Source organism: Mesorhizobium sp. P2_E10, assembly GCF_056404235.1.
Genome location: NZ_JBFUEK010000037.1, coordinates 1 through 8,807 on the forward strand (window position 1 = coordinate 1; position 8,807 = coordinate 8,807).

The following is an 8,807-nucleotide window of genomic DNA, read 5'->3' on the forward strand; positions in this document are numbered from 1 at the left end:
AGGATCCTGTGTGTTGGTTCGGGTGTATGGTTGAAGTGGGAAGGAGGCCGAGAGGATCCTGGTCATCCCTTTCGGGATAGTCCGCGGCATGGCTCGGTCCCTTCCCACCACTGAACCATCAACCTGAACAGTTGCACGGGGCTGTTAGCAGCAGACCCCGCACCACAGGAAGAGGCCTGGACATGATAGTGCAGAACTATGTCGGCTGCGACATCTCCAAGCAGCGGCTCGACTTTTTTGATGAGGCAAGCGGTCGTTGTCAGCGCATCGCCAACCAGGGCGATGCGATAGAAGCCTATGTGGCAGGCCTTTGCGCCGACCGGGACTTCGTCGTCATGGAGGCGACAGGGATCCATGACCGGCTGCTGCGCCATGCGCTGGCCAAGGCAGGCGTTGCGTTCTCGCGGCACAATCCAGCACATACCCACCATTACGCGAAGTCGACGACGCAGCGCGCCAAGACGGATCGCCTCGATGCCAGGATGCTGAGCGACTACGGTCGTCGCTACCAGCCTGCGCCCGAGCCGGCGCCCTGTGAGAAAGGCGAGCACCTTCAGTCGCTTGCTCGCCACCGCGACCATCTGGTCGAGATCAGGGCGAGGTTGAAGAGATATCTCAGCGAAGCCTTCGACGCTGACGTTGTCGACGACCTTCAAGATGTCATCGCCGACTTCGACACACGCATCGATGCGCTCGAGAGCCGGATCGTCAAAACCATTCGCCAAGCCGAGGACACCGCCCTCGACTATGCGCTGATGGTCTCCGTCCCCGGCGTCTCCACCATCACCGCCCTCTCTTTGCTGGCGCACATGCCCGAGCTCGGCCAGCGCTCGCCCAAGTCGATCGCAGCCCTTGCTGGTCTTGCCCCGTTCGACAATGAGAGCGGCAAGCTCAAACATAGGAGCAAGATCACAGGTGGCCGCCCGCGGGTCAGGCGAGCTCTCTACATGGCGGCGCTCGGCGCCATCCGCGCCAATGACCGGTTCAAAGCTTTCTACGTCGCCCTTGCCGCACGTTCCGGATCAAAGAAACTCGCCATCGTCGCCGTCGCAAGGAAGCTTCTGGTCACCCTCAACGCTATCATCAGGGACAAAACCGCATTCGCGTGAACACAGTTGCCATGCCGGGGAGAAATAGAGCGCATGCTTGACCGGGTCGACCGCCATGAAGCCGTCATTGCCGCCGCAATCATGCGGCACGCAGCCGCTGGCATAGAAGGCGCCGGATGCGGTCTTTTCGGTGCCGCCGCCAACCAGCAGGCTGGTCGCCATGTCGGGCATGCTGTCGCCGAGCAGCGTCTTGGCCGCCTTGTAGACGGCCTCGTTGTGGAAGGCATCGATGATGTTCTGGTATTTGGACGGGTCGATGTCCTTCCAGTCGGTGCCGGGTTCCGGCGCGTAACTCAGATCGCCTGAAATCGTCAGCCCGTCGGTTGGCGACCATTGCAGCGCCTGCTGCGAAGCGCCCGGCAGGAGATAGGGCACGAAATAGATGGCGTTGTCGGCGACCGCTGCCGGCGGCGCGCCGCATTCGTCCTGTTCGACCGTGGTGCTTTGTATCTCGCCGCCTTCCGGCTTCCAGACGATCACCGTGGCCGGCCCGCACTGGTTGCCACCATCGCCGACATTGACCAACGCGACGTTGACGCCGCCGACCTTGACCACCTTGTCGAAGAACACATCGTAATTGCTGGCCAGTTGCTTGCCGTCAAAGGCCAGCACCTTCTCGCCGTCCTGCTCAGGCTGGGTGATGGTCAGCTGGCCGCCCTCGAACGGGATCGGTCCCTGGGTGTCATCGTCGGAGGCGGCTGCGTCGTCGGTGCCTTGATCGCTCGTCCCCTGGTCGGCGGCAGGCTGGTCGCCTGCCGGCTTCTGGGCCGTGGCGGCCGGCGTCTGCGTTTGCGCAAGGCCCGCAATCGGCACCAGCACCCACACCAGCGCGCATGCGCCGGCAAGAAGCGAACGTGTCATGACTGTCCCTCCGTTCAGCCGCCACGAACCCGGCCTGTGGCGGCCGGGTCAAATCGTCCCGCTCAAGCCCAGGGGCGCTCGGCGGCGTTCTTCTTCTCGAACGAGGCAATGGCGCTGGCCTTCTCCATGGTCAGGCCGATATCATCGAGCCCGTTGAGCAGGCAGTGGCGCTTGAAGTCGTCGAGGTCGAAATGCACCACGCCGCCATCCGGGCCGCGGATTTCCTTGGCCTCGAGGTCGACCGAAACCGTCGCGTTGGAGCCGCGCGAGGCATCGTCCATCAGCTTCTCCAGATCTTCCGGGCTGACGGTGATCGGCAGGATGCCGTTCTTGAAGCAGTTGTTGTAGAAAATGTCGGCGAACGAGGTCGAGATGACGCAGCGTATGCCGAAGTCGAGCAGCGCCCACGGCGCATGCTCGCGGCTCGAGCCGCAGCCGAAATTGTCGCCGGCAACCAGGATCTGCGCCTTGCGGTAGGCCGGCTTGTTGAGCACGAAATCAGGGTTTTCCGAGCCGTCGTCATTGTAGCGCATTTCGGCGAACAGGCCGGTGCCGAGCCCGGTGCGCTTGATCGTCTTCAGATAGTCCTTGGGGATGATCATGTCGGTGTCGACATTAACGATCGGCATCGGCGCGGCGACGCCGGTGAGCTTGGTGAATTTTTCCATGGCTTTTGCCCGTGTTTTCGTTGCGGGAGGATTTGCTGACGCCGGTTTACACAAAGCTGCGGGCAAATAAAAGGCGGCTGTTTTCGGCCGGCCTTGGCCCTCGATCAAAAGATCGCGTGCGGCGTCTTCAAAACTGTCGGCCTGTGGTGCACCTTGGCCGGCATGAAAACACCCTCAAAGATCCTCTATTCCCCCGAGCCTGGGCTCGGCACCTCCGAGTTTCGCCGCGTGCTGGTGGAATCCGGTCTCGGCGAGACACGCCCTGTCAATGACGACGCCCGGCTGAAGACCATGCTGGCCAAGGCCAATCTGGTGCTCACCGCGCGCCTCGACATCGAAGGCAAGCCGCTGATCGGCGTTCTCAGGGCCGTCACCGATTTTTCCTGGGTCTGCTACATCTCCGAACTCGCCGTTTCGCAATCGACGCAAGGGCTCGGCATCGGCAAGGGCCTGATGGACGAAGCCCGTCGGCAGCTCGGGCCGTCCATCGCCATCAGCCTGATCTCCATGCCCGACGCCGTCGGCTTCTACGAACGCATCGGTATGAAGCGCATGCCCGACGCCTTCTGGTTCGGCCGCAAAGCCTGATGCCGTGAGACGCCTTCGGCGACACCTTCTCCCACAAGGGGAGAAGGTAGAAGCGCGTCTCAAATCACGTTCAATTCCCGGAACGCCCGCCCTTCGGCGACGCGCTCATAGCCAAACGCCGAGCAATCCACCGTGCAGTAGCCGCCATGCACCAGAAACTCGGCCAGCGCCTTGCCGACTGCCGGCGCCTGCTGCAGGCCGTGGCCGGAAAAGCCGTTGGCGAAAATGAAATTCCTGACCTCGGGATGCGGGCCGATCACCGCGTTCTGGTCGAGCGTGTTGTAGTCGTAATGGCCGACCCAGGCGCGCGTCGGCTTGATCGCCTCGAAGGCCGGAATGCGGGTGGCCAGCACCGGCCAGATCACCTCTTCGAACAATGGCCATTCCACATCGAAATCCTGAGGGTCGGCGGGGCCATCGCCCTCTTCCGGCTCGGCGCCGCCGGTGATGTAGACCGAGCCTTCCGGCCTGACATAGATGCCCGAGGGATCGACCAGCAGCGGCATGTCGGCATATTTCTCGCGCGCCTCGAAGACGAAGACGTTGCGCTTGCGCGGCTCCACCGGCAGCGCCAGCCCAGCCATCGCGGCAACCTTGCCGGCATTCGGCCCGGCGGCGTTGATGATTGTGCCGGCCTCCAGCTTGTCGCCATTGTCGAGGCTGACGCTGGTGACGCGGTCGCCCTGCCGCTCGATGGCGGTGACATCAGCGGTGATGAAGTCGATCTTTTTCGCGCGCAGCGCCTTGCGAAACAGCATCAGCATCGCATGCGCGTCGAACCAGCCCTCGCCGCTGCGGCCGTAGGCGCCGGCGGTGATGCCCTCGGCCGACAGCCACGAGAAGCGACGCGTAAGCTGGTCGGCATCCTCCAGCACGATGTCGGCGCCCTCGGCCATCTGCGCTTCGTAATTCGCCTTCAGGATCGGCAACCCGTTCTCGCCGGCGAGGATCAGATAGCCGCCTTCGCGAAAGCCGATATCGGCGTCAGCGCCAAAAGTTTCCGTCAGCCGCCGGAACAGTTTCAGCGTGAACTGCGACAGCCGGATGTTTTCCGGGATCGAAAATTGCTGGCGGATGGAGGCGCAGGACAATGTCGTCGCCGCATGCGCAAATTGCGGGTCGCGCTCGACCAGCGCGATCGAGCCGGAAAAGCCTTCCTCGCGAAGATAATAGGCGATCGAGGACCCGACGATGGCCCCGCCGATGATGACGATGTCGTAGCGCATTTTTTCTCCGCTTCGCCGCCTGCGTCCTTTACGCAACCGGCACGACAATCTCGAAGCGCGTGCCGCGCCCGGAGTCAACCAGGCGGATCGTACCATCATGCGCTTTCAGGAGGGCCAGCACGATGCCGAGCCCCATGCCGGTGCCGCCACTGTCGCGGCGCGTGGTGAAAAACGGCTCGAAAATTCTGCTGCGGTTGCTCGGCGAAATGCCGGCGCCGTCGTCGCTGACCAGGACCGTCGCCTTGCCGCCCGTGCTCGCCGCCGCAATCGAAACCAGCGTCGCGCCATGCCGCGCCGAATTGTCGATGAGATTGGCCAGCACGATCGCCGCATTCTCGGCCGATATGCGCAAGGTCAGATCGCCGCCCGCCTCAATGCGAACCGCCACCCTGTCCTCGGCCGGCAGCAGCGCCAGTGCGGCGCCGAGCGATGTACTTTCGCCGCTCGGCGCCAGATTTTCGGCGCGGGCCAAATCGAGCAGGCGCCGCACCAGGAGATTGAGCCGCCCGGCATCGGTGACGATGTTGTTGGAAAACCGCTGCCGCTCGGTCTCGTCCATGGCGCTACCGGAATCGCGCAGCAGCTCGGCCGCCCCCTGGATCGCCGTCAGCGGCGATTTGAGTTCATGCGAGACATGGGTGGCAAAGGTCTGGATCGAGTCGGAGCGCGCCTGCAGCTTTTCCGCCATGTCGAGAAAGGCGGCGGAAAGCTCGGCCATTTCGCGCGTGCCGTGATGGTCGAGCGGCCGTATCGCCGCGCGGTCGCCGGCGGCGATACGCTCGGTGCGGTCGATCAGCGCGTAGATCGGCCGGCTGACGGTGCGCAGGAAGACCAGGCCGATCAGCAGCGTGCCGCCAAGAATGGCGATCGCCGCCAGCGTTACCTTGCCGCGCTCGCCATAGAGATGTTTGATGATGTTGTTCGGCGTCCGTGACAGATAGACGACGCCGGCGACATGGCCCGCGATGGCCACCGGCATGGCGACGAAGACACGCACCTTGGTGCCGCGGCTGACCGAATAGAGCGGCGGCGTTGGCTGATCGGGGATGCGCAGCCTGAGCGCGCTGGCATAGTGACCGGCAAGTGCTGCGCGCACCTCTTCAACATCGCCGAGTGACAGGCCGATCTCGTCGCGCCCGGCGATGACGACACCAGAGGGGTCGAGCAGCCGGAAGCCGGCCAGCGTGGTTTTCTGCGTGGCGTCAAGGATGCCGGACAGGCGGACGCCGATCGCCGCATAGGCCGGATCAATGGTCGCGGCCGTCGCCACTGGCCGCGTCGGCAGGACATAATCGGAAGCGAGGTCGAGGCGCGGCTCGATCGGATTGTAAGGATAGTTCCGATCGCTGACACCGGCCGCCGGCATCGCCGCGCCGAGCTTCTCCACCGGAATGCCGGCGTCACGCACATCCTGCGCATAGATGGCGGCGAGCACGGCCCCTTGCGCGATCAGCTCGGCCTCGGTCTGGCGGATCAGCTGGTTCTCATAGAGCCGGAAGAAGAACAGCCCGACCAGCGGCAGCGCCATCACCATGATCAGGATGGCGACGACGACAGTGGCCAGGCGCGGCCGCCATTTGCTGCCAATCCATTTGCGGGCGCTCACGCGCTGCATCGGCCGAGCCGGAAGCCGACGCCATGCACGGTCTCTATGCCGTCCATGCAACCCGCCGCCGCCAGCTTGGCGCGGATGTTGCGGATATGGCTGTCGACGGTGCGGTCGGCGACATGGATGTTGGCGGCATAGGCGCTGGCCATCACCGCGTCGCGGTCGAGCACATGCGCCGGCCGCGCCAGAAATCCTCTAAGGATCGAGAATTCTATCCCCGTCAGCGCCAGCGGCTTGCCGTCGAAACTGGCGGCGTGGCTGGCCGGCACCAGGCTGAGCTTGCCATGCGCGAAATGCCGGTCGTCGGCCGTTTCCGGCGCCGGGCGGGCGCGCCGCAGGATGACGTTGACGCGGGCGACCAGTTCGCGCGGGCTGAACGGTTTGGTGACATAATCGTCGCCGCCCATTTCGAGCCCGAGGATGCGGTCGATCTCTTCGTCGCGCGCGGACAGGAACAGCACCGGCACATCGGAGCGTTGCCTGAGCCGCCGGCAGACTTCGAGCCCATCCATCTCCGGCATGCCGATGTCGAGCACGACAAGATCGGGCGCCCGACGTTCGATGGCCATCAGAGCGGCGGCGCCGTCGGCCACCGCTTGCGTTTTCATGCCGGCCTTTTCCAGCGCAAAGCAGATCACCTCGCGGATATGCGGGTCATCGTCGGCGACGAGGATGTGATGCGGCATGAATCTAGCGGTCCGGCATGGAAGGCTGGGAAGGTGGAGGAAGCACGAGCGGGCCTCTGTTGTCGAGAACCCTGGTCAGCCGCCAGCCGCGAAAGCTCCAGGCGCGCCACTTCTTTTGCTCGGCGATATAGTCGTCGGCCATCTGCAGGTCGACCACCCAGGTGGTCAGATGTCCGGTCTGATGCATGTAGTAGCGATCCAGTGCCGGCAGGGCGACGGCGCCGAATGAGCGCAGATACTCGGCATCGAGCGGCGTGCCGGAACCGGACATTTCAAGGGAATGGTCGACATTGTAGTTGGCGATCAGCGCCGCAAAGTTGATGAAGCAGCAGGCATAAAGCGTCGCCGATAGCGTCAGAAGATTGGCGGAGGACAGCCATTCATTGGATTTTCCAAGCGCAATGCGGGCGACAATGAGGGCAAGACCTACCGCCACCAGTCCCATCCAGACGAAGGCGGCGATGCGCCAGTAGGTCAGCGCATAGATGCCGATATAGAGATCGAGCCGCAGGATCGATGAGATGACCAGCACGATGTTCTGCGCCACCCAGGCATAGACCAGCCGGCGGATCAGCGGATCGGCCGAGGTTTCGCTGCCGGGCCGGAGCGCCGCCAGCACGAAACCGGCGGCAAGCAGCGCGGTGACGATGAGCGGATAGGCGCCGCGATGTGCATAGGAGGCGTAGCTCAGCCCGTCGGGCAACGCGACCCCGCCCCACAGATAGGTGGCGTCGAGCCCGGTCTGCAGCGCAAACAGGATGTTGAAGACGATCAGCGCGCGCAGAATGGCGGCCTTGCCGAAGATGATGTCCTCGATGATCGGTCCGGCCTTTGTCGCGGAGGGCGCGCTTACAGGCCTGGGAGGCATCTTGCGAGGAATGCGGCGCAGGAGACGCGGCAGGCGCGGCCGCAGGAAAGCCCAGACGACGACAAGCACCGCCAGCCAGAAGGCCAGCCGCATCAGCTGGATGAGGTCGAGCAGCGCCATCAGGTCGATGAGCGAGAACCAATAATCGATGACCGGATTGGCGGCGCCGAACAGCGCGAGAAACACCACGCCGAGCACCAGCGGCATGATCCACACGGCCAGCGCGGCGAAGCGGATGCGCCGCCGGCCAAACCGGCGCGCCGCCTGGCGCCAGCGGAAGAAGTCGCCAACGAAGCGGAAGGGTCCGGCGAGCAGGAACAGTGCCGCCTGGCCGGCAATGCGGGCGGGGCTGTATCGCAACCGCTTGGTCAGCGAAAGCGCAAACACCACAAGCGCTACAAGCGCGATGGTGACGGACAGCACGCTGACATTTTCGGCCAGCGGCAGCAGCGCGAGGAACAGGGCGGCTGGCTTGAGCCAGACCTTGCCGTCGCTGAATGCAGCGGGATGCACGGCCACGACCGCGCCGGCGATCAAGATGGCGAACAGGAAAACCGTGATGCCGACGGGCTGGCCATAGAAGAAAAAATCCGCCGGCGCGACCAGCAGCACGGCGATGCCGAAGCGGCTGCAATAGCCCGGCGCACCCGAAAGAAACGATGTCATGAGCGGACTTTCCTGGTGATACAACCGACATGTCTGGGTGTGCGGACGAAAGGGAGGAGCGTCGCCTCGCTGCGAGGCGGATCGACCAGCCACCAGCTTTCGTTGCGGAGCCGGTACGGCAGTAGCCAACGGGGGGTGTTTCGCTGTTGCATGGCGCTGTTGTCTTATGTCCCCATGGAAACGGCAGGGCGGAGCGGAGGAGGTTTTCCGCAGGAACGTGCAGTTTTCGTGCAGGACCTGCGCTTCCAGCCAGGCTCCTTTCTCTCCCTCGCGAAGCGGGGGAGAGCGACTATCTGGGGTGTCAAGTTGCATTGGCGAACTCGGCTCGCGCGTCGCGTGCTTTTGCATTGAGAATGACGAGCAGTTTTCTGGCTAGCGCGATGCGGATGAGCATTTTGGGTTTTCCCGCCTGTTGCAACCGTTGAGCGAAAGCTTTGAGATGGAGATCGAACTTGGCCACGATGGCCGCGACGATGAAGAGGATACCCCGCGGCCCGGTGCGTCCGCCACGCACATGCCTGTTGCC

General features: G+C 63.9%; 8 protein-coding genes and 1 pseudogene. 2 read left to right on the forward strand and 7 right to left on the reverse strand.

Annotated features, from left to right (window positions below; genetic code table 11):
* The first annotated feature begins 182 nt into the window (after nt 1-182).
* Nucleotides 183-1,109 (forward strand): IS110 family transposase, encoded by a 927-nt coding sequence (locus AC1D0N_RS31585; RefSeq protein ID WP_477250513.1) that lies wholly within the window; start codon nt 183-185, stop codon nt 1,107-1,109.
* Here AC1D0N_RS31585 and AC1D0N_RS31590 read toward each other — a convergent pair.
* On the reverse strand, nt 1,023-1,970 hold the full coding sequence (locus AC1D0N_RS31590; RefSeq protein ID WP_477250515.1) for a hypothetical protein: 948 nt from the start codon (nt 1,968-1,970) through the stop codon (nt 1,023-1,025). The genes AC1D0N_RS31585 and AC1D0N_RS31590 overlap by 87 nt on opposite strands.
* A gap of 62 nt (nt 1,971-2,032) precedes the next feature.
* Entirely contained in the window at nt 2,033-2,638 is a 606-nt protein-coding gene (gene leuD / locus AC1D0N_RS31595) for a 3-isopropylmalate dehydratase small subunit (RefSeq protein ID WP_477250517.1), read from the reverse strand.
* Nucleotides 2,639-2,800: 162 nt separating this feature from the next.
* On the opposite strand from leuD, the gene AC1D0N_RS31600 reads away from it, so the two are divergent.
* The gene (locus tag AC1D0N_RS31600) at nt 2,801-3,226 is read left to right on the forward strand and encodes a GNAT family N-acetyltransferase (protein WP_477250519.1); all 426 of its coding nucleotides are present in this window, start codon (nt 2,801-2,803) and stop codon (nt 3,224-3,226) included.
* A 59-nt stretch (nt 3,227-3,285) separates the two neighbouring features.
* Here AC1D0N_RS31600 and AC1D0N_RS31605 read toward each other — a convergent pair whose 3' ends face one another.
* From AC1D0N_RS31605 to AC1D0N_RS31625, 5 genes and pseudogenes are all read right to left on the reverse strand, one after another.
* Nucleotides 3,286-4,452 carry an NAD(P)/FAD-dependent oxidoreductase gene (locus AC1D0N_RS31605; protein WP_477250521.1) on the reverse strand — a complete coding sequence of 389 codons (1,167 nt, stop codon included), beginning with the start codon at nt 4,450-4,452 and terminating at the stop codon, nt 3,286-3,288.
* 28 nt (nt 4,453-4,480) lie between these two features.
* Nucleotides 4,481-6,067, reverse strand: coding sequence for a sensor histidine kinase (locus AC1D0N_RS31610; protein ID WP_477250523.1), 1,587 nt, complete (start codon nt 6,065-6,067; stop codon nt 4,481-4,483).
* The gene (locus AC1D0N_RS31615) at nt 6,055-6,747 is read right to left on the reverse strand and encodes a response regulator (RefSeq protein ID WP_477250525.1); all 693 of its coding nucleotides are present in this window, start codon (nt 6,745-6,747) and stop codon (nt 6,055-6,057) included. Before AC1D0N_RS31615 ends, AC1D0N_RS31610 begins: the two co-directional genes overlap by 13 nt.
* A gap of 4 nt (nt 6,748-6,751) precedes the next feature.
* On the reverse strand, nt 6,752-8,281 hold the full coding sequence (locus AC1D0N_RS31620; protein WP_477250527.1) for a DUF4153 domain-containing protein: 1,530 nt from the start codon (nt 8,279-8,281) through the stop codon (nt 6,752-6,754).
* A gap of 301 nt (nt 8,282-8,582) precedes the next feature.
* Nucleotides 8,583-8,807 (reverse strand): annotated as a pseudogene (locus tag AC1D0N_RS31625) (IS110 family transposase); the annotation flags it as partial.

Coding starts and splice junctions, on each gene's coding strand:
- AC1D0N_RS31620 (WP_477250527.1), bottom strand. CDS start 8,281: ATGACATCGTTTCTTTCGGGTGCGCCGGGCTATTGCAGCCGCTTCGGC.
- AC1D0N_RS31585 (WP_477250513.1), top strand. CDS start 183: ATGATAGTGCAGAACTATGTCGGCTGCGACATCTCCAAGCAGCGGCTC.
- AC1D0N_RS31615 (WP_477250525.1), bottom strand. CDS start 6,747: ATGCCGCATCACATCCTCGTCGCCGACGATGACCCGCATATCCGCGAG.
- AC1D0N_RS31590 (WP_477250515.1), bottom strand. CDS start 1,970: ATGACACGTTCGCTTCTTGCCGGCGCATGCGCGCTGGTGTGGGTGCTG.
- AC1D0N_RS31610 (WP_477250523.1), bottom strand. CDS start 6,067: ATGCAGCGCGTGAGCGCCCGCAAATGGATTGGCAGCAAATGGCGGCCG.
- AC1D0N_RS31605 (WP_477250521.1), bottom strand. CDS start 4,452: ATGCGCTACGACATCGTCATCATCGGCGGGGCCATCGTCGGGTCCTCG.
- leuD (WP_477250517.1), bottom strand. CDS start 2,638: ATGGAAAAATTCACCAAGCTCACCGGCGTCGCCGCGCCGATGCCGATC.
- AC1D0N_RS31600 (WP_477250519.1), top strand. CDS start 2,801: ATGAAAACACCCTCAAAGATCCTCTATTCCCCCGAGCCTGGGCTCGGC.